Annotated in this window: 22 protein-coding genes; 15 read left to right on the forward strand and 7 right to left on the reverse strand. The window is 73.3% G+C overall.

Features of this window, described 5'->3' with window-relative positions; genetic code table 11:
* Nucleotides 1–106 precede the first annotated feature (106 nt).
* The 6 genes from OG218_RS14695 to OG218_RS14720 all read left to right on the forward strand — a co-directional run bounded on the left by OG218_RS14695 (nt 107) and on the right by OG218_RS14720 (nt 7576).
* On the forward strand, nt 107–1735 hold the full coding sequence (locus OG218_RS14695; protein WP_328293971.1) for an ABC transporter substrate-binding protein: 1629 nt from the start codon (nt 107–109) through the stop codon (nt 1733–1735).
* A gap of 2 nt (nt 1736–1737) precedes the next feature.
* Nucleotides 1738–2694, forward strand: a complete 957-nt coding sequence (locus OG218_RS14700) for an ABC transporter permease (RefSeq protein ID WP_328293972.1) — start codon at nt 1738–1740, stop codon at nt 2692–2694.
* Nucleotides 2691–3578: an ABC transporter permease gene (locus OG218_RS14705; protein WP_328293973.1), complete on the forward strand. Its 888-nt coding sequence runs from the start codon at nt 2691–2693 to the stop codon at nt 3576–3578. The genes OG218_RS14700 and OG218_RS14705 overlap by 4 nt, the downstream gene beginning before the upstream one ends.
* A 71-nt stretch (nt 3579–3649) precedes the next feature.
* Entirely contained in the window at nt 3650–5377 is a 1728-nt protein-coding gene (locus tag OG218_RS14710; protein WP_442906504.1) for a gamma-glutamyltransferase family protein, read from the forward strand.
* 5 nt (nt 5378–5382) lie between these two features.
* Nucleotides 5383–6942, forward strand: a complete 1560-nt coding sequence (locus OG218_RS14715; protein WP_328293975.1) for an ABC transporter ATP-binding protein — start codon at nt 5383–5385, stop codon at nt 6940–6942.
* A gap of 1 nt (nt 6943) precedes the next feature.
* Nucleotides 6944–7576 (forward strand): GntR family transcriptional regulator, encoded by a 633-nt coding sequence (locus OG218_RS14720; protein WP_328293976.1) that lies wholly within the window; start codon nt 6944–6946, stop codon nt 7574–7576.
* Nucleotides 7577–7625: 49 nt separating this feature from the next.
* On the opposite strand, the gene OG218_RS14725 is transcribed toward OG218_RS14720, so the two are convergent.
* From OG218_RS14725 to OG218_RS14735, 3 genes are all read right to left on the reverse strand, one after another.
* Complete coding sequence (locus OG218_RS14725) at nt 7626–9821, reverse strand: heavy metal translocating P-type ATPase (protein ID WP_442906505.1); 2196 nt, start codon at nt 9819–9821, stop codon at nt 7626–7628.
* A gap of 73 nt (nt 9822–9894) precedes the next feature.
* Nucleotides 9895–10173: a DUF1490 family protein gene (locus OG218_RS14730; protein ID WP_328293978.1), complete on the reverse strand. Its 279-nt coding sequence runs from the start codon at nt 10171–10173 to the stop codon at nt 9895–9897.
* Nucleotides 10174–10199: 26 nt separating this feature from the next.
* Nucleotides 10200–11198 (reverse strand): GTP-binding protein, encoded by a 999-nt coding sequence (locus OG218_RS14735; RefSeq protein WP_328293979.1) that lies wholly within the window; start codon nt 11196–11198, stop codon nt 10200–10202.
* A gap of 210 nt (nt 11199–11408) precedes the next feature.
* On the opposite strand from OG218_RS14735, the gene OG218_RS14740 reads away from it, so the two are divergent.
* Nucleotides 11409–11804: a hypothetical protein gene (locus tag OG218_RS14740; protein ID WP_328293980.1), complete on the forward strand. Its 396-nt coding sequence runs from the start codon at nt 11409–11411 to the stop codon at nt 11802–11804.
* An 8-nt stretch (nt 11805–11812) separates the two neighbouring features.
* Here the strand turns inward: OG218_RS14740 and OG218_RS14745 are convergent, their stop codons facing one another.
* Nucleotides 11813–12067: a type B 50S ribosomal protein L31 gene (locus OG218_RS14745; protein WP_328293981.1), complete on the reverse strand. Its 255-nt coding sequence runs from the start codon at nt 12065–12067 to the stop codon at nt 11813–11815.
* 72 nt (nt 12068–12139) lie between these two features.
* Here OG218_RS14745 and rpmB point away from each other — a divergent pair, with 72 nt between their 5' ends.
* From rpmB to ykgO, 4 genes are read left to right on the forward strand one after another with little or no spacing between them, the layout of a single operon-like run.
* Nucleotides 12140–12376, forward strand: coding sequence for a 50S ribosomal protein L28 (gene rpmB / locus OG218_RS14750; protein WP_328293982.1), 237 nt, complete (start codon nt 12140–12142; stop codon nt 12374–12376).
* Nucleotides 12376–12543, forward strand: coding sequence for a 50S ribosomal protein L33 (gene rpmG / locus OG218_RS14755; protein WP_328293983.1), 168 nt, complete (start codon nt 12376–12378; stop codon nt 12541–12543). Before rpmB ends, rpmG begins: the two co-directional genes overlap by 1 nt.
* A 3-nt stretch (nt 12544–12546) precedes the next feature.
* Nucleotides 12547–12852, forward strand: a complete 306-nt coding sequence (gene rpsN, locus OG218_RS14760; protein WP_328293984.1) for a 30S ribosomal protein S14 — start codon at nt 12547–12549, stop codon at nt 12850–12852.
* Nucleotides 12853–12865: 13 nt separating this feature from the next.
* Nucleotides 12866–12988: a type B 50S ribosomal protein L36 gene (gene ykgO / locus OG218_RS14765; RefSeq protein WP_328293985.1), complete on the forward strand. Its 123-nt coding sequence runs from the start codon at nt 12866–12868 to the stop codon at nt 12986–12988.
* A gap of 43 nt (nt 12989–13031) precedes the next feature.
* Here ykgO and OG218_RS14770 read toward each other — a convergent pair whose 3' ends face one another.
* Entirely contained in the window at nt 13032–13844 is an 813-nt protein-coding gene (locus OG218_RS14770; protein ID WP_328293986.1) for an Fpg/Nei family DNA glycosylase, read from the reverse strand.
* A gap of 41 nt (nt 13845–13885) precedes the next feature.
* Here OG218_RS14770 and OG218_RS14775 point away from each other — a divergent pair, with 41 nt between their 5' ends.
* Nucleotides 13886–14926, forward strand: a complete 1041-nt coding sequence (locus OG218_RS14775) for a CapA family protein (protein WP_328293987.1) — start codon at nt 13886–13888, stop codon at nt 14924–14926.
* Here the strand turns inward: OG218_RS14775 and OG218_RS14780 are convergent.
* Nucleotides 14908–15978 carry an alkene reductase gene (locus tag OG218_RS14780; protein WP_442906507.1) on the reverse strand — a complete coding sequence of 357 codons (1071 nt, stop codon included), beginning with the start codon at nt 15976–15978 and terminating at the stop codon, nt 14908–14910. The two genes, OG218_RS14775 and OG218_RS14780, sit on opposite strands and share 19 nt — an antisense overlap.
* Before the next feature lie 38 nt (nt 15979–16016).
* On the opposite strand from OG218_RS14780, the gene OG218_RS14785 reads away from it, so the two are divergent.
* The 3 genes from OG218_RS14785 to OG218_RS14795 are packed head-to-tail and all read left to right on the forward strand — an operon-like array spanning nt 16017 to nt 18069.
* Nucleotides 16017–16400 (forward strand): hypothetical protein, encoded by a 384-nt coding sequence (locus tag OG218_RS14785; protein ID WP_328293989.1) that lies wholly within the window; start codon nt 16017–16019, stop codon nt 16398–16400.
* Between the two features lie 11 nt (nt 16401–16411).
* Nucleotides 16412–16819, forward strand: a complete 408-nt coding sequence (locus OG218_RS14790) for a hypothetical protein (protein WP_328293990.1) — start codon at nt 16412–16414, stop codon at nt 16817–16819.
* Nucleotides 16820–16863: 44 nt separating this feature from the next.
* Nucleotides 16864–18069 carry an MFS transporter gene (locus OG218_RS14795; protein ID WP_328293991.1) on the forward strand — a complete coding sequence of 402 codons (1206 nt, stop codon included), beginning with the start codon at nt 16864–16866 and terminating at the stop codon, nt 18067–18069.
* Nucleotides 18070–18084: 15 nt separating this feature from the next.
* On the opposite strand, the gene OG218_RS14800 is transcribed toward OG218_RS14795, so the two are convergent.
* Nucleotides 18085–19539, reverse strand: coding sequence for an NAD(P)/FAD-dependent oxidoreductase (locus tag OG218_RS14800; protein WP_328293992.1), 1455 nt, complete (start codon nt 19537–19539; stop codon nt 18085–18087).
* Between the last annotated feature and the right edge of the window lie 50 nt (nt 19540–19589).

A 19589-nucleotide genomic window follows, 5' to 3' on the forward strand; every position in this document is an offset into this window, starting at 1 on the left:
TCCGGAAGATACCGGAGCGTCGGCAACACAGACGAAACAAAGTCGGAGTACGGTCCCCGATTGTATACGTTCCTGACCTGCTCGTCGGCGTCCCGAAGGTGTTCACATGAAGGTCCGCGTCCCGTGCTCGCTCGCCGCGCTGCTCCTCCTCACTGGCTGCGTGGCCGTCCAGCCCGTGCAGCCCGCCCCCGACCGCGAGGACGTCACCGGCGTCGCGATCGGTTCCCGTCCCGTCGCCGACGGCGGCGACCTGGTGATGGCGCTGTCGGCCGAACCCGACAAGCTCGACCCGACCACGTCCTCCTCGCTCTACACGCGCTACGTCATGAACGCCGTGTGCGAGAAGCTCTACGACATCGACGCCGACGGGAACCTCGTCCCGCAGCTCGCCGCGGCGCTGCCGACGATCTCGCCCGACGGCCTCACCGTCACGATCCCCGTCCGCACCGGCCCGGTGTTCGCGGACGGAACCCCCTTCGACGCCGCCGCCGTCGTCACGACGCTCCAGCGGAACCTGACCCTCGAAGGGTCCTCGCGCAAGAGCGAACTCGGACCCGTCGCCGACGTCACCGCACCCGACCCCGGGACGGTCGTCGTCACCTACAAGACGCCGTTCTCCCCGCTCACCGCGGCGCTCGCCGACCGGGCCGGGATGATCATGTCGCCCACGGCGCTGGCGGCCGAAGGGACGAACTTCGGGGCGCACCCCGTGTGCGTGGGGCCGTTCAAGTTCGTCGAACGCGTCCCGCAGACCTCCATCACCGTCGAACGCGACCCGCTGTACTACGCCGCCGACGAGGTCCACCTGGACACCATCACCTACCGCATCATGACCGACGCCAACATCCGCGCCGCGAACCTCCGCTCCGGTGACGTCCAGGTCGCCGACAGCCTCTCCCCGCAGGACGTCGACGCGCTGGCCCAGGAGAAGGACGTCGGGTTGCTGCAGACCGGATCGTTCGGCTACCAGGCGGTGACGTTCAACCTCGGCAACACCGAGGGGACCGGGAAGCCGCCCGGCCGCATCGACACGCCGCTGGCCACCGACCCGCGGATCCGGGAGGCGTTCTCGCTGTCGGTGGACCGGACCGCGCTGGTGAACTCGGTGTTCAACAACTGGTACGAACCCGCCTGCTCGTTCGTCCCACCGGACAGCACGTACTCCACCGAGGCGAGCGAGGCCTGCCCCACCTACGACCCCGCCCGGGCCAAGCAGCTCCTCACCGAGGCCGGCGTCGAGCTGCCCTACCGGTTCACCATGGCGACCTCGAACACCGCGGACTCGTTGCGACTGGCCCAGGCCCTGCAGGCCAGCGTCGTCGCCGGCGGTTTCGACCTCACCATCCAGCCGGTGGAGTACTCGACGCTGCTGGACCAGCAGACCAGCGGTGACTTCGAGGCCGTGCAGCTCGGCTGGTCGGGTCGTGTCGACCCCAACGGCAACAGCGCGAGCTTCCTCAGCACCGGGGCCGGGAACAACTACTCCGGGTACTCCTCGCCCGAGGCCGACGACCTCGTCAAGGCCGCGGCCCGGGCCACCGACCCCGCGCAACGCGCCGAGCTCTACGGGAAGCTGGTGACCGTCGTGCAGCGCGACAACCCGATCGTCTACCTGTACCGGCAGCGCAGCATCACCGGGTACACCACCCAGGATCCCGGCGTGGCCGGGATCGAGACCTACGCCGACGGAGTGGTCCGGTTGTCCCGGGCCGCGTTCCTGGCCGGAGGGAAGTGACCGTGGCGAGATTCCTGCTCACCCGTTCGTGGCAGAGCGTCGTCACCCTCGTGCTCGCCTCGATGGTGGTCTTCGCCGGGGTCCGGGCCCTGCCCGGTGACCCGGCGCTCGCGGCCGCCGGCGAGGAGGCGACCCCCGAGGCCGTCGCGGCGATCCGGGTCCAGCTCGGCCTCGACCAGCCGATCTGGGTCCAGTACTGGCGGTTCGTGCGCAACCTCCTCTCCGGTGACCTCGGCACCTCGGTGCGCACCGGCACCCCGGTCACCGAACTCATCGGCGCCACGTTGCCGGTGACGGCCTGGCTGGCCCTCTACGCGATGGCGTTCGCCGTGGTCATCGGCCTGGTCGCCGGGACGCTCGCGGCGGTCCGGCGCGGAACCCCCCTGGAGTTCGGGTTGAACACGCTGTCGATCCTGGGGTTGTCCGTCCCCAGCTTCTGGCTCGGGTTGCTCGCGATCCTCTACCTCGCCGTCGGCCTCGGCTGGTTCCCCGCCTCCGGCTACGTCTCCCCGGTGGAGGACCCGTTGCGGGCGCTGCACCACCTCACCCTGCCCGCGGTGATCCTGGGGACCGGGATCGCGGCCGTCGTCATGCGCCAGACCCGCGCGTCGATGCTCGCCAACCTCGGCGCCGACTACGTCCGGACGGCCCGCGCGAAGGGCGCCTCCCGCGCCCGCGTCGTCGTCCGGTTCGCGCTGCGGAACTCCCTCGTCGTCGTCGTGACCCTCGTCGGGTTGCAGCTCGGCGGGTTGATCTCCGGCGCCGTCGTCACCGAACGCATCTTCGGCCTGCCCGGTTTCGGCAAGCTCACCCTCGACTCGGTGTTCAGCCGCGACTACCCCGTCATCGAAGGAGTCGTCCTCGTCGTGACCCTCGCCTACATCGTCATCAACCTGGCCGTGGACGTCCTCTACAGCGTCCTCGACCCCCGCATCCGGGTGGCGGGGGCGACCTCGTGAGCGCGGCGACGGAGACACCCGTGGACCGGTTGTCGGTCGACCTCGGGTCCAGCCGCGGGCGGGTCCTGAAGAACCTGCTGCACGACCGCCTCGGTCTGACCGGCGGGATCCTGCTGCTGCTCGTCGTCGTGGCCGCGGTGTTCGCGCCGCTCATCGCGCCGCACCCGCCGACGCAGGTCCACTTCGAGACGCCGTTTCAGCAGCCCCGGACGGTGGGTTTCCCGCTCGGCACCGACGACCTGGGCCGCGACATCCTGTCCCGCGTGCTGTTCGGGACCCGGGCCTCGCTCGAGGTCGGGATCCTCGCCGTCGCGCTGTCCATCGTCGTCGGCGCACCGCTGGGACTGGTCGCGGGCTACTGGCGCCGTCTCGACGCGGTCGTCTCCCGCCTCACCGACCTGACGTTGGCGTTCCCGTTCCTCGTCCTGGCCGTCGGGCTGGCGGCGATCCGCGGGGCGAGCCTGTCGAACGCGGCGATCGCGCTGGGCATCGCGCACGTCCCGCAGATGATCCGGGTGGTGCGCGCGGAGACCCTGCGGCTGAAGGGCTCGGAGTACGTCCTGGCCGCCCGGAGCATGGACGCCTCGGGGTTGCGGATCCTCGCCACCCACCTCCTGCCCAACGCCGTACCCTCGATCATCGTGCAGGCGACCGTCATCATGCCCGCCGTCGTCATCGGCGAGGCGCTGCTGTCGTTCCTCGGGCTCGGGATCCAGCCGCCCACCCCGAGCCTCGGGATCATGCTCTCCGACGCCCAGCAGTACATCTTCCGCGCGCCGTACGCGGCCCTCTTCCCCGGTCTGGCGATCGTCCTGGTCTGCCTGGCCTTCAACCTGTTCGGCGACGCGCTGCGCGACGCCCTCGAACCCGGAGGACACCGGTGAGCCCCTTCTCGCCCGACTTCACGCAACCGTCCGACGAGACCACCCGCCCCACCCTGCAGGGCACCTTCGGCATGACGGCGACGACGCACTGGATCGCGACGGCCGTCGGGCAGTCCGTCCTCGAACGCGGCGGCAACGCCTTCGACGCCGCCGTCGCCGCGGGTTTCACGCTGCACGTCGTGGAACCCCACCTCAACGGCCCGGGCGGCGACATGACGGCCGTCCTCGCGACCGCGGCGGACCCGACGCCCGTCGTGCTGAACGGGCAGGGGCCGGCGCCCGCGGCGGCGAGCATCGCGCACTACCGCGGGGAGGGACTCGACCTCGTGCCCGGCGCCGGTGGGCTCGCGGCGGCGGTCCCGGGCGCGGTCGACGCGTGGATGGTCCTGCTGCGCGAGCACGGCACCTGGGAACTCGCCGACGTCCTCGCGCCCGCCATCGGCTACGCCCGCGACGGCCACCCCGTGCTGCGCCGGGTCGGGCGGACGATCGCCTCCGTCGAAGAACTGTTCCGCGACCACTGGCCCACCTCGGCCGCGTTGTGGATGCCCGAAGGTCGGATCCCGGAACCGGGCGAGATCGTCACCAACCCCGCCTGGGCCCGCACCCTGGAACGCCTCCTCGAGGCCGGGAAGGCCGAGACGACCCGCGAGGGCCGGATCGAGGCGTTCCGGCGGGAGTGGCGGGAGGGCTTCGTCGCCCGCGAGGCCGCCGAGTTCCTGCGGACCCCGCACCGCCACTCCTCCGGCACCGACCACGCCGGGGTCATCGAGGTCTCCGACTTCGCCGGGTTCTCGGCCGGTCTCGAGGAGGCCGTCACGATCGGGTTCCGGGGGACGACGGTCGCCAAGACCGGGCCGTTCGGCCAGGGCCCCGTCCTGCTGCAGGCGCTGCGGATCCTCGACAAGTTCGACGACGCCGACCTCGACCCCTCGACGGAACGCGGCGCGCACACGGTCCTCGAGGCGCTGAAGCTCGCCCTCGCGGACCGGGACGCCTACTACGGGTCGCAGGCCGATCCGGCGGTGCTGGCGCAGCTGCTCTCGCCGGAGTACGCGGCCACGCGACGCGCGCTCATCACCGACCGCGCCTCGCACGAGTTCCGCCCCGGTGTCGTGGACGGTGCGGAACCGTTCCTGCCGCCGCTGGCCACCGAGGCCGGGACCGCCGCGGGAGCGGGGGAGCCCACGGTGGAGACGAGTGGCAGCACCAAGGGCGACACCTGCCACCTCGACGTCGTCGACCGCTGGGGGAACGTCGTCTCCGCCACGCCGTCGGGCGGGTGGTTGCAGTCCTCCCCCACGATCCCGGAACTCGGTTTCTGCCTCGGGTCGCGGTTGCAGATGACGTGGCTGGAGGAGGGTTCCCCCTCCGCCCTCACCCCGGGGGAACGGCCGCGCACCACGCTGACCCCGACGCTGCTGCTGCGCGACGGGGTTCCCGTCGCGGCGCTGGGGACCCCCGGCGGCGACCAGCAGGACCAGTGGCAGCTGCTCTACCTGCTGCGGACCCTCGTCGGCGGGTACTCGCCGCAGCAGGCCATCGACGCCCCCGCGCTGCACACGACGTCGATGCCCGGGTCGTTCTGGCCCCGGACGTGGACCCCGGGGGGTGCCGTCGTCGAGGACCGGATCGGGGCGGACGTCGTCGCCGGTCTGCGGGCCCGCGGGCACGAGGTGACCGTCGCCGGCGGGTGGACGCTCGGGCGGTTGTCCACGGTCGAACGGGACCCGGCCACCGGAGTGCTGCAGGCCGCCGCGAACTCCCGCGGCGCCCAGGGTTACGCGGCGGGGCGGTGAGCGGGGTGGACGAGCTGCTGAGGATCGAAGGACTCGACGTCGCCTACGGCACGAACACCGTCGTCCACGGGGTGGACCTCACCGTCGGCCGGGGCCAGCGGGTCGCGGTGGTGGGGGCCTCGGGGTCGGGCAAGTCGACCACGGCCGCCGCGGCGATCGGGCTGCTGCCGGGTCGGGGCCGCATCACCGCCGGGCGGGTCCTCTTCGACGGAGAGGACGTCACCGCGGCCGTGCAGGGCCGGGACGAACGTCGCGCCGCCCGGCTGCGCGGACGCCAGATCGGCCTCGTCCCGCAGGACCCGATGTCGAACCTGAACCCCTCCGCGCGGGTGGGGCGACAGGTCGCGGAGACCCTGGTCATCCACGGGATGGCCCGCGGGGCGGCGGCGCGGACGCGGGCGGTGGAACTGCTGGAGGAGGCCGGGATCCCCGACGCCGGGCGTCGGGCGAAGCAGTACCCGCACGAGTTCTCCGGCGGGATGCGCCAGCGCGTCCTCATCGCGATGGCCCTGGCCGCGGAACCGGAACTCCTCATCGCCGACGAACCCACGTCCGCGCTCGACGTCACGGTCCAGCGCCAGATCCTCGACCACCTCGAACGCCTCACGGCGGCCCGGGGTGCCTCGCTGCTGCTCATCACCCACGACCTGGCCCTCGCCGCGGACCGCTGCGACGAGGTCGTGGTGATGTCGGCGGGCCGGGTCGTGGAGACCGGTGCGGCGCAGGGCGTCCTGCGCTCCCCGGCGCACGAGTACACGCAGCGGTTGGTCGCCGCGGTGCCGGGACGCACCGAACCCCGCACCGCGCCGGAGGGTGCGGCGGAGGTGCTGCGGGTGGAGAACCTCGTCAAGGACTACCGGGTCCGCGGCCGGCGCGAACGGTTGCGGGCGGTGTCCGACGTGTCGTTCTCGGTGCGGGCCGGGACCACGACGGCCGTCGTGGGGGAGTCCGGCTCGGGGAAGTCGACGACGGCGCGGATGGTCCTGGGGCTGGAGGAACCGACGTCGGGCACGGTGACGCTCGACGGCGGGCGCCGCGACATGCAACCCGTGTTCCAGGACCCCTACGGTTCGCTGGACCCGACGATGACCGTCGAACGGCTGATCGACGAACCGCTGCGGGTGTTCTCGGTCGGTGACGCCCGGGCCCGCCGGGAACGCGTCGGGGAACTGCTCGACCAGGTCGCCCTCGGCCGCGACCTCGCCCAGCGACGCCCGGCGGAACTCTCCGGCGGGCAGCGGCAGCGGGTCGCGATCGCCCGGGCGCTCGCGCTGAACCCGAAGCTGGTGGTGTGCGACGAGGCCGTCTCGGCCCTCGACGTCCTGGTCCAGAAGCAGGTGCTGGAACTCCTGGGCCGGTTGCAGGCCGACCTCGGGGTGAGCTACCTGTTCATCACCCACGACCTCGCCGTCGCGCGCAGCATCGCGCACGACGTGCTGGTCATGCGGCGCGGGGAGGTCGTCGAGCAGGGCAGGATCGAGGACGTGTTCAACCACCCCCAGCACGAGTACACCCGCGAACTCCTGACGGCGATCCCCGGGGCCACCCCCCGGCGCGCGGCCTGAGGTGGGCGCCACGGCGGAACGGGTCACCGAGGCCCTGCGCCAGGACGTCCTCAGCGGCGCGCTGCCCCCGGGTTCCCGCCTCACCGAGACCCTCCTGGCGCAGCGGTACGGGACCTCCCGCGTCCCGGTGCGGGAAGCCGTGCGGGCCCTGGCCGCCGACGGTTTCCTCGACCTGCGCCCCAACGCGGGCGCGACGGTCGCCGCCGTGCCCGTCGACGACCTCGCGGACCTCTACGCCGTCCGCAGGGTCGCCGAGGGGATCACCGCGGCCCGCTGCGCGCGGCGGGTCGCGGCGGGGGACGCGGACGGGCTCGTCGCCGAACTCGGGGAGGTCGTCGAGGCGGGTTTCGCGGCGCTGGCCGAGGAACGGGCCGCCGAGGGGGCCCGGCTGAACGCCGAGTTCCACGCCACCATCGCGCGGGCCTCGGGCGCGGCGAGCATGACGATGGTGCTGCGCCGGGTGACCGAGCGGATCCAGTGGGCCTACGCGACGACCGTCCCGCAGCAGGGGAAGCGGGCCTGGACCGAGCACCGCCAGATCGTCGCCGCCATCGCGGCGGGTGACGAGGCCCGGGCGAGTCGCTGCATGGAGACCCACGTCGAGAGGTCGCGGGCGGGGTTCCACGGCCGCTGAGCCCCGTCCCCTCACCTCGCCGCGGTGGCGGGGACGTCGTTCACCGCCGTCACGGCCGTTCTCGTGCTGCGCTCCGGCGGCGCACGGGAACCTGGTAGCGGATCAGCCGTGCGGAGTTGACGGCCACGAAGACCGAGGACGCGTTGTGCGCGATGGCCGCCACCACGGGCGACAGCGCCCCCGCGGCACCGAGCGCCAGCCCCAGGCCGTTCACGGCGATCGAGGCACCGTAGTTCTGCTTGATCAGACCCAGGGTCCGGTCCCCCAGGTCCCGCAACTGCAGCAACCGGCGCAGGTCGTCGCCGACGAGCGCGGCGTCGGCGGTCTCGACGGCGACGTCGGTGCCGGACAGGCCCATCGCGATCCCGAGATCGGCCAGGGCCAGCGCCGGGGCGTCGTTCGTGCCGTCACCCACCACGGCGACGGTGAAGCCCTCGGCCTGCAGGGCCCGCACGACGTCCTGCTTGTCCTCCGGCATCGTTTCCGCGCGGAACTCGGTGATGCCGAGTTCTGCGGCGACGGCGGCGGCGGTGTCGGGGTTGTCGCCGGTGAGCATGACGATCCGCTGGACCCCGCTGCGACGCAGGGTGTCCAGCACCTCGTACGCCTCCGGGCGGACCTCGTCACGCAGACTCACCAACCCCGTGAGGACTCCGTCCACGGCCAGCAGCAGCGGGGTCTCGGCGGCCCGCTGCAACCGGTCCACCCAGTCGGTGGCGTGCTCGTCGACGCTCACGCCCTCGCGGCGCATCAACCCCGGCGATCCCACGAGCAGGACCCGGCCGTTGGCCTGCACGCGCATCCCCAGACCGAGGATGACCTCGCACTCCTCGTGGGTGGGGATGAGCAGGTGACGTTCCTCGGTGGAGCGGATGACGGCCTGGGCCAGCGGGTGCCTGGAGTGCACCTCGGAGTTCGCGGCCTCGGAGAGGACCTGCTCAGGGGTCCAGTCCTCGCGGAAGGACAACACGTTCGTCACGACGGGACGGCCGACGGTCAGGGTCCCGGTCTTGTCGAAGACGAACGCGTCGACACGACCCGCGGCTTCCAGGTGCGAACCGCCCTTGACGAGGATCCCGCGCCGGGCCCCGTTGCCGATGGCCGCGCTGATGGCCGTCGGCGTGGCCAGTCCGACCGCGCAGGGGCAGGCGATGAGCAGCATCGTCATGGCCCGCCGCACGTCACGGGTGAACACCAACGTCGCCAGGGCCAGCCCGAAGGAGGCGGGGACGAACTTGCGGCTGAACGCGTCGCCCACGGTCTGCACGGGGGCACGGTCGGCCTGGGCGTCCTCGACGCGGGCGATGATCCGTCCCACCGCGGTGTCCGAACCCGTCGCGGTGGCCCGGACGACGAGACGCCCGCGCAGGTTGACGCTGCCGGCCAGCACGGGGTCACCGACGGCGCGCTGGACGGGGAGGTTCTCCCCCGTCAGCGCGGCCTGGTCCACGACGGCCTCGCCGTCGACGACCAGGCCGTCGACGGGCACGGTGGACTGGTCGTGGACGACGACGAGGTCGCCGACCCGCAGTTCGGCGAGGTCCACGCGCTGCTCGACGACCTCCTCGGCGCCGCTGCTGTCCCGGGTGTTCCGCCGCACCCACGCGGTGGTCTCGCTGCCCTGCAGCAGGTCTGCGATGGCCCGCCGGGTGCGGCGCAGCGTGAGGTCCTGCAGGTACTCCCCGATGTTGAGCAACCAGAGCACGGTGAGGGCCACGACGTTCTCGCGCAGCAACAGGCTCGCGACCGTGGCGGCGGAGACCAGCGCGTCGGTGCCCGCGCTCCGCTTCCCGACGAGGGAACCGAAGGCCCCCTTGAGGAAGGGGTAGCCGGAGAAGATCGTCACACCCGTCGCGACGAGACGGGAGGTCGGGCCGAGCAACGCCGGGCGACCGAAGGCGTAGCGGCGCAGGCCCAGCAGGGCCAGTGCGGCACCGCCGACGGCGATGCGGGCCACCTCACCGTTGCCGACGTCGGCCGAGCGCGGGGTGCGGGACGGCTCGGCGTCGTGCGCGACCCGCGCGCTGGAGGCGACCGCGGCCGCCATCTGCTCCACGGGCAGGGTCGCGGGGTCGAAGTGCACGACGACGTTGCCCGTCACGGGGTAGGCCCGCGCCAGGCGGACACCGTCGAGGCGGTCGAGGGCTTCTTCGGCCGCGACCGCACGAGCTGGGCTGCGGCGCAACCAGTCCGCCTGCAGCCGCAGGCGACCCGGAGCCACGGCCACGACGTTCAGCGGCGACAACTCGACCGGGCTCCAGGTGGGGCTGGACACGTGCGCACCTCCTGGGGGGTGGGGGACGGTGAGCCGGAACCGGTCAGTGCTGGTGGTCGTGCCCCGCCTGCGGGGTGGGCGGTACGGGGACCTGCTCGCCGAGCTCGTCGTAGGCCTGGGCCACGATGTCGCCGGTGCCCAGGCGCAGGCGCTCGACCCCGGTCTCGGCGGCGCGGGAGGCCTTGATGCCGGCCTTGGTCCCGCTGACGGCGAGGCGGCGCAGGGCCGCGCCGCCGCGGCCGTCGCCGAGGGCCTTGACGATCCCGGCCGAAGCGGCCGCGGTGAGGGCGAGACGCCCGAGGGGCGCGGCGATGGGCAGCACGGATGACCTCCTGAGACGACGGACGTTCATTCCACCACGAGCGGATCGGTGAGGAGGTGGGCCGGGACGTGGGGCTCTCGCGGGCCCAGCCACGCCTCGAACCCGTCCTCCCGGGGGCCGCCCTGGGCACCGGCGGCCTGCTGGGCCGCCGCCTCCTGCGCCCCGGCTTCTTCGGCCACCGTGGCCAGGACGTCGGTGAAGGCGGCCCGCACCCGGTCCCTGTCGCCGGGTTCTGTGCCGGTGACGACGAGGTGGGTGCTGCGGTCCCCGGGGCGCCAGGTGCTGGTCTCGCCGATGCTCAGCTGGCCTCCGGCGCCGTCCCACGCGCAGATCGTGCCCGGCCGGGTGGTGAGGCGGAAGGTGCCGCGGGCGCGCAGGCGCCCGGCGCCGAGGTCCTCGATCCGTTCCAGCAGCCGGCCCGGGTGCAGCGTGCGGTCGGAGGTGAGTTCCACGGTCCAGACCCCGCAGGTGTCCTCGACCGGGGGGCGGCGCACGGTCAGCAGGTCGGCGCGGGCGCCGCTGCGGTGCGTCCCGCCCGCGACGTCGACGAGCTGCGCGCCGCCGGTGCCTTCCAGGGGCAGCACCGGTACCCCCGGGCCGCACAGGTGGGCCAGCAGGGTGCGTGCGCGCCCGTCGGCGGTGCCGTCGGTCAGCACCAGGTCCGCTTCGTCGAGCTGTCGGGCCAGGGCCTCGCCGACGGCGCGTTCGTCGTCCTCGCCGAGGGCGGTGCCGCGTTCGGACAGCAGCGCGTCGCCGAGGAGGTCCTCGACGAGGCCGGCGGCCTCGACGGCGGCCACGACCCCGCGCACGGCGACGGCGTCGCGCAGGTCGTCCTGCGTGCACAGCGCGGCCAGGACCGGGGTGGGGTCGGCACCGACCGGCAGGGCCAGCACGAGGGCGGACCAGCGGCCGGTGGCCGCGATGGCCGCCACCGTCGGCAGGAGGTCCTCGCGCTGGGCGCAGCCCAGGCAGGCGTGCTCGAGCGGGACCACGACGTCCTCCACCACGCCGCCGAAGTCGCTCACGACGCGCCGCAGGTCCTCGGCCCCGAGGTCGTAGCGCAGGACGACGGGCGCCGGGGACGTCGCAGAAGACGGTGCTCGTCACCAGGTCGCGCTGCAGCGGGTGGATCGAGGTCACGACGGTGATCGGCAGGACGGACGACACGGACACCTCCACATGAGAACAGTTCTCGTTTAGGGTGACGCTACCAGCCGCCGAACCCTGGAGGAGACGTGCCCCGTCCCGCAGCCCGCCCGTCCGCTGAACCGTTCACCACGCCGACGACCCCGCCGCCCGTCCCCGCGCTCCGGGGTTGGGTGCTCGTCCCCGCCGGGGAACCCGGCCTGCTGCACCGGGCGCGCGCCGTCGTCCGCAACTCGCGAAACCTCGTCCTGGTCGCCCTGGACCCGGGGGTGGCGACACCGGCCCGCGCCTGCCTGGCCGTCGGGGTGGAGTTCGCCTGGACCGCACCGCGCCCGGGGTGCCTGACGTGGTTCCGCGACCTCACCGCCCACGAGACCGCCGCGGCCCTGGACTGGATCGCGGGTCCGGTGGCGGAACTGGCCGCGGTCCCCGCCGCGCTGCACCGCCGCATCGCCGCGGTGCAGCCGGCGGGTGCCCGGCCGTGAGGGGAGGGTCAGTCGCGCGCGTAGCGGCGGCGGAACTTCTCCACCCGGCCCTCGGTGTCCAGCACGCGGGCGCTCCCGGTCCAGAACGGGTGGCTCGCCGCCGACACGTCGACGTCGAACACGGGGTAGGTGCGTCCGTCCTCCCACTCCGCGGTCGGCAGGTCTCGGCGCGCGGCGAGGGTGGAGTTCGACAGGAACGCCGTGCCCGCGGCCTTGTCGCGGAAGACGACCGGGCCGTAGACGGGATGCAGGTGTGGTTTCACAGTTCCTCCTGTAGATGAGATACGTTCTCAACAGTAGGACCCAAACCCGTTCACCACGACCAGGGAGCCCACGTGTCCGCTCACTGCCAGGTCACCGGAGCTGTTCCGGGGTTCGGCAAGTCCGTCTCGCACTCGCACCGGCGAACCAGCCGCCGGTTCGACCCGAACGTCCAGCGCAAGAAGTGGTTCGTCCCCTCCCTGGGGCGCACCGTGACGCTGACCGTTTCCGCGCGCGGCATCAAGACCGTCGACAAGCGCGGCATCGAGTCCGTCGTCGCGCAACTGCGAGCCCGAGGGGAGAAGTTCTGATGGCCAGGTCCCAGGACGTGCGTCCTGTCATCGAACTCCGCTCCACGGGTGGGACGGGCTACACCTACGTCACGCGCAAGAACCGCCGGAACGACCCCGACCGCATGGTCGTCCGCAAGTACGACCCCGTCCTGCGCCGGCACGTCGACTTCCGCGAGGAGCGCTGAACCGTGGCCAAGGAGAGCAAGATCGCCAAGAACGAGCAGCGCAAGGACGTCGTCGCCCGGTACGCCGCGCGCCGGGCCGAACTCAAGCAGGCCGCCGTCGACCCGCACGCGACCAGCCGGGAACGGGTCGCGGCCCAGCTGGCCCTGCAGAAGCTCCCGCGCGACGCCAGCCCCACCCGGGTCCGCAACCGCGACGTCACCGATGGGCGCCCGCGTGGCGTCCTGCGCACGTTCGGGCTGTCGCGCATCACGTTCCGCGACATGGCCCACGCCGGGGAGCTACCCGGCGTCACGAAGTCCAGCTGGTGAGGGGAGCGACGTCGTGAAGGTACGCGCATCGTTGAAGAGCCTGAAGCAGAAGGAGGGATCCATCGTCGTGCGTCGTCACGGGAAGACCTACGTCATCAACAAGAGGAACCCGCGCTGGAAGGCGCGGCAGGGCTGACCCCGCGGTGGCGCTCCGACGCGATCGGCGGTCGGGAGCGGGGTCAGGCCTGTTCTGCCGAGCACCACCACGTCGTGCGGCCCCCGACCGTCGCGCGCACCATCTCGGCGCCGCAGCGGGGGCAGTGCCCTCCGTTCGTGCGGTGCGGGATCACCTCGCCGGTGTGGACGCCGCCGTGCTTGACGGCGTGCCGGATCCCGGCGCGCAGTTCCCGGCGGAGTTCGTCGAGCTCCTCGGTGCGCAGTTCCCCGGCCGGCCTGCGCGGGGACATCCGGCTGCGCCACAGCACCTCGTCGGCCAGCAGGTTCCCGATCCCCGCCAGCACCGACTGGTCCAGCAACCGCGCCTTCAACGGAGCGGTTCCGCGGCCGACGCGTTCGCGGAACTCCTCGCGCCCGATCTCCTCGGCGTCCGGGCCCAGCGCGGCCAGGTCGGGATCGAGCCGGACCCGGCCCAGGCGGCGCTTGTCGAAGAGGCGCAACTGCCCGCCGTCCTCGAAGTCCAGGGTGAAGCGGTACCACTCGTCCTTGACCGCGGTCGACTGCGGCCGCGGCCCGGCGTAGTCGCCGCCGACCGCCAGGTCTCCCTCGCCGCCGGGCGGGCTGATGAAGATGCGTCCGCTCATGCCCAGGTGGATCCCGAGCGACGGACCGTCCTCGGAGGAGTCGCACCACATGGACTTCCCGCGCCGGTGGGCCGCGGTCAGGGTCCGGCCCAGCAGGGCCTTGCGCAGGTCGCCCGGTGCGTGCGGGCGGCACTCGTAGGTGTCGCGGTCGTCGACGTCGGCGATCCGGCGGTCCAGACCGCTCTCCTCGATGACCTTGCGGGCGGACTCGACCTCGGGCAGCTCCGGCACGTCGTGACCATAACCTCCGGTTCCGCCCCTACTGTGGCCCGGTGCGCTCAGGGGTTCTCGCGGTCGTGGCCCTGCTGCTCCTCGCCGGGTGCTCCGGGGAGCCCGAAGCACCCGCGCCGCAACCCATCACCGTGAACGTCGCCGGCGACGTCCACTTCGCCGGCTCCAGCGCCGCGGCCCTCGGACCCGGCGGGCTGGAGGCGGTCGCGGGGGTGCTCGGCGACGCCGACGTCACCGTGGTCAACGTCGAGACCGCGATCACCGACCGCGGGGACCCCGCGGGCAAGAAGTACACGTTCCGCGCGCCGGCGTCCGGGCTCGGCGCGTTGAAGGCGGTCGGGGTCGACGTCGCGGCGATGGCCAACAACCACAGCCTCGACTACGGCCGGACCGGTCTGCAGGACACCCTCGCCGCGGGGAAGGCGCAGGGACTGCCGATCATCGGGCTGGGGACGGACGTCGGCGCGGCGTTCGCGCCGTACCGCACGACCGTCCGCGACAACCGCCTCGCCGTGTTCGACGCCACCCAGGTCCTCGACACCTCGCTCGCGACGGCGTGGACCGCGACCGCGGAGAAACCCGGACTGGCCTCCGTGCAGACGGACTCCGGGCGGGCGCGGCTCGTCGCCGCGGTGAAGGCCGAACGCGGACGCAGCGACTCGATCGTCGTCGTCCTGCACTACGGCAGGGAACTCGCCGGGTGCCCCACCGACGACCAGCGCCGGATCGCCCGGGAACTCGTCGCCGCGGGCGCCGACGCCGTCGTCGGATCGCACGCGCACATCCAGCTCGGGCAGGGTTTCCTGACCGCCGGGGACCGGACGGGTTTCGTCGACTACGGCCTCGGGAACTTCGTGTTCTACGCCGAGCGCCCCGGGACGGTCGACTCCGGCGTCCTGAAGCTGACGCTGCCCGGAACGGGCGGGGTCTCCGCCGCGGCGTGGACGCCCGCCACCATCCGTTCCGGGGTCCCCGTCCCGCTGACGGGCGACGAGGCGGCCGAGGCGCTGCAGGAGAAGGACTCCCTGCGCGCCTGCGCCGACCTCGCCGCCACGTCGGGAGGTCAGGCCAGGAAGGGGTAGTCCGTGTAGCCCTCGGCGCCCGAGCCGTAGCTCGTGGTCGGGTCGAGCTCGTTCTCGGGGTGACCCCCCTGCCAGCGCGCCAGCAGGTCCGGGTTCGCCATCACGGCGCGGCCCACGGCGACGACGTCCGCGACACCGTCGGCGACGAGGCCCGTGGCCTCCTCGCGGGTGGTCACGGCGGCGAAACCGGTGTTCAGCATGAGCGGGCCCTCGAAGCGCTTGCGCAGGCCCTGGACGAGGTCGCCCGTCGGGTCGGCGTGCAGGACGCTCAGGTAGGCCAGACCCAGCGGAGCCAGGCCCTCGACCAGCGCGGCGTAGGTGGCCTCGACGTCGGCGGGGTCGGTCTCGAGCGCGTCCTGGATGTTGTGCGCGGGGGAGATGCGGATGCCCACGCGGCCGGCGCCGATCTCGGCGGCCACGGCCGTCGCGACCTCGATCGAGAGGCGCGCACGGTTCTCCGGGGAACCGCCGTAGGAGTCGGTGCGGTGGTTCGACCCCGGCGCCAGGAACTGGTGCAGCAGGTAGCCGTTCGCGGAGTGGATCTCGACCCCGTCCAGCCCGGCGTCGACGGCGCGACGCGACGCGGTGACGAAGTCGGTGACGACGTCGGCGATCTCGGACGTCGTCAGCTCGTGCGGGACCGGGTAGGCGACCTTGCCGGTCGCGGTGTGGGTCTCGCCCTGGATCGCGATGGCGCTCGGCCCGACGATCCGCTCGGTGCCGGTGATGTCGGTGTGCGTGACGCGGCCACCGTGCATGACCTGCATCACGAGACGGCCGCCGCGGGCGTGCACCGCCTCGGCGACACCGCGCCAGCCTTCCTGCTGCTCGTCGGTGACGATCCCGGGCTGGCCGGGGTAGGACCGCGACTCGCGGCTGGGGTAGGTGCCTTCGGTGACGATGAGGCCGGTGCTCGCGCGCTGGCCGTAGTGCTCGGCGACGAGGGGTCCGGGGACACCCTCGGCACCGGAGCGGGTCCGGGTCAGCGGGGCCATGACGAGGCGGTTGGGCAGCTGGAGGTCGCCCAGGGCGACGGGGGAGAAGAGGTCCACGTACCGGCTCAACAACCGGACCGGAGTCCGTCTTCCCGATGACCGTAGAGTTCACCCCCGTGTCCGGGATCCTCGTCGCGGTGGTCTGCCTGCTCGCCCTCGTCGTGGGTGCCTGGGCGGTCGTCGTCGTCGCCCGGGACCGCCGGGTCGGCCGCGCGCTGCTCGTCGGCCTGGCGGTCCTCGAGCTCGGTGTCCTCGCCCTCGTGGTCGACGGGGTCGTCGACCTCGTCACCGGACCGCGTCCCGTCGAGCTCGCCACCACGATCGCCTACCTCGTCGTGTCGCCGTTCGTGCTGCCGGCGGGGACGTTCTGGGCGCTCGCGGACCGGTCACGACCCAGCACGCTCGTGCTCGTCGTCGCCTGCTTCGCCGTCGTCGTCATCGCCTACCGCGCCTACCTGCTGTTCGGAGTGACCCAGTGAGCAGTGACCCGGTGAGCGGGCGACCCGAACCCCGCCGGACGACGGGGCTGGGACGCGTCCTGGTCGCCCTCTACGGCGTCTTCGCCATCGCCGCGGTCTCCCGCGCCGGCGTCCAGATCGCGACGCAGTTCCACGAGGCCCCGCTCGCGTACGTGCTGTCCGCCTTCGCCGGGGTCGTCTACGTCGTCGCGACGCTCGGGCTGGGCCGCACGGGCCACGGCTGGCGTCGCGCCGCCTGGGTGGCCTGCAGCGTCGAACTGCTCGGCGTCCTGACCGTGGGGACCCTCAGCCTCGCCGACGCGGCCGCCTTCCCCGACTCCACCGTCTGGTCCGGCTACGGCCGTGGCTACGGCTTCGTCCCGCTCGTGCTGCCGGTCCTGGGCCTGGTCTACCTGCGGCGGGAGTCCCGCCGCTCCTGACCGGTGTCCCGACCGAACCACCCGTGCGCGACGATGCCAGGGTCATGCGCACACCCGAGACCGCCGCCGCCCCGACCGCCCCGACCACCCGTGGCACCACCGTCGTCCTCCTCGTGGGGCTGCTGCTGGTCGCCTGCGCCATGCGCGCCCCCATCACCGGGGTCGGGTCCGTGCTCCCGATCGTCTCCGACGACCTCGCCCTGTCCGCGACGCTCGCCGGGGCGCTGACGTCGCTGCCGCTGCTGGCCTTCGCCGCGAGCTCGCTCGTCGTCCCGCGGGTCGCCGCCCGCCTCGGGACCCGGCTCACCCTGGTCCTCGCGCTGTTCCTGCTGGTCGCCGGGTCCCTGCTGCGCTGGGTCCCGGGCGTCGTGCCCCTCTTCGCCGGGACGGCCGTCCTCGGGGTCGCCATCGGCGTCGCCAACGTGCTCATGCCCGCGCTCATCCGCGCCGAGTTCCCCGCCCGGATCCCCCTGCTCACCAGCACCTACGTCGTCCTCATGCAGGTCGTCGCCAGCGTCTCCTCCGGCGTCGCCGTGCCGCTGTCGGAGCACCTCGCCGGCGGCTGGCGCAGCGCGCTGGTCGTGTGGGCCGCACCCGCCCTCGTCTGCGTCGTGCTGTGGCTGCCCCTGGTCCGCCGCGGTTCCGGCCCGGCGACCGGAGGACCGCGACCTCGCGCGCCCTGGGGTTCGGGACTGGCCTGGGCGGTCACCGCGTTCATGGCCGCCCAGTCGGTGATCTTCTACGTGATGCTGGCGTGGCTGGCGACGATGGTCCACGACCGCTCCGGGACCGACCGCGCCGCCGCCGGCGTGCTGCTGTCGGTGATGCAGGTCGCCGGAGTGGTCGGCAGCCTCCTCGTCCCCGTCGTCGCGGGTCGCACCGTCGTGCGCACCCGGCGCGCGGCGATGGGGGCCACGACGTTCACGATGACCGGCCTGCTCCTCCTCCTGCTCGTCCCCGACGCGGCCGTCGTCGCCGTCGTCGTCGCCGGGCTCGGGATGGGTGGGGCCGTCGTGCTGGCGCTCGCGAGCGTCTCGGCGCGGGCGGCGGACGGGGCCACGGCGGTCGCGTTGTCCGGGATGGCGCAGGGCGTCGGCTACCTCGCGGCCGCGGTCGGACCGGTGCTCATCGGGGCGCTGCACGTGGCGAGCGGTTCGTGGACGGTGCCGCTGGTGGTGCTCGTGCTGGTGGCGGCCGGGCAGCTGGTGGCGGCGCGGGCGGCCGGGAAGGACGCGTTCGTGCGGGCGTGACCGGTCGGGGGCGCGTCAGGAGTCGAACCCGAGACCGGCGGCGTCGAGACCCCGCAGGAAGAGACCGCGGTGCCCCTGCCGGTGGTCGGCGCGGTCGAGGGCCGCGCGGGTCATGGCCACGCCCAGCGCGGCCACCGGTTCCGGGGGGAACGGCAACGGCTTGCGTCGCACCATCTCCAGCTCGGTCCGTTCCGTCGGGGCGCCGGCGATGAGGTCCAGCAGCACCTCGGCGGCGAAGCGGGTGCTCCCGACACCGAGGCCGGTGAAACCCCGGGCGTAGGCCAGCCGACCCGCCTTCGCCGTCCCGTAGTAGGCCGTGAACCGCGTGCACGTGTCGATGGCTCCGCCCCAGCGGTGGCTGAAGCGCACGTCCTCGAGCTGGGGGAACATCGTGAAGAAGTGGCTCGCGAGCCGCTCGTAGGAGGCGCGGTTGTCCTCGTAGCGGGAGCGGACCGCGCCCCCGGCGTGGTGGACCGCGTCGTAGCCGCCGAAGAGGATGCGGTCGTCGGCCGAGAGCCGGACGTAGTGGAACTGGTTGGCGAGATCGGTGATCCCCTGGCGGTGGGCCCAGCCCACGGACGCCTTCTGGGCGCTCGTGAGCGGTTCGGTCATCAGCACGTAGTCGTACACGGGGACCGTCCGGAGACGGTCACGCCGCAACAGGCTGGGGAAGACGCCGGTGGCCAGCACGACGTGGGCCGCGCTGATGCCGGCCCGGGCCGTGCGGACCGTCAGGCGGCCACCGCTGGGTTTCTTGTCCTCGACGACCTCGGTGACGGGGGAGTGCTCGAAGACCTCCACCCCGAGGTCCCGGGCCACCCGGGCCAGCTCCCGGGCCAGCCGTGCGGGGTGCAGCAGCGCGACGTCGTGGCGGTCCCACCGTGCGCCGAGCACGACGGGGGAGTCCACCTCGGCGCGGACCGCGGCCGCGTCCAGGAGGTCGCTCGGCGAGGTGGACCCGTCGGCCAGCCAGGGAACCTGGTGCGGTTCGACGGCGACGGTCAGACTGCCCGTCCGCTCGAACTGGCAGTCCACCTCCAGCTCGTCGACGTCCCGCGCGAACGCGTCCAGGTTCTGCCGCCCGAGACGCCGCAGCACCTCCTGGTCGCGGGGCCAGCGGGTGCGCCCGTTCTCGTCCCCGTGGGTGATGCTCGCCTCGCAGAAGCCCCCGTTGCGGCCGGAAGCCGCCCACCCCACGGTCTCGGACTCCAGCAGGACGACGCTGCGCGCGGGGTCGCGCCGCTTGGCCAGCACCGCCGTCCACAACCCCAGGTACCCACCGCCGACCACGACCAGGTCGGCCGTCGTCGCGCTGGTCAGTTGTTCCGGGGTCGGTCCCGCCGGGGCGTCCTGGAGCCAGTACGCCGCGAGTTCGGTGCCGGCCAGGGCCCGGTGGACGAGCGCCGGGTCCGGGGCGGACCGTTCCCACACGGTGCGGTGTCGGGCGGGCGTTCGAAGGTCGAGACTCACAGCAGCACGTCCAGTCGGTTCGTCGCGGTCGGTCGTCGTGCGGTTCAGGT

The sequence above is a fragment of the Kineococcus sp. NBC_00420 genome (assembly GCF_036021035.1).
Lineage (GTDB): Bacteria > Actinomycetota > Actinomycetes > Actinomycetales > Kineococcaceae > Kineococcus.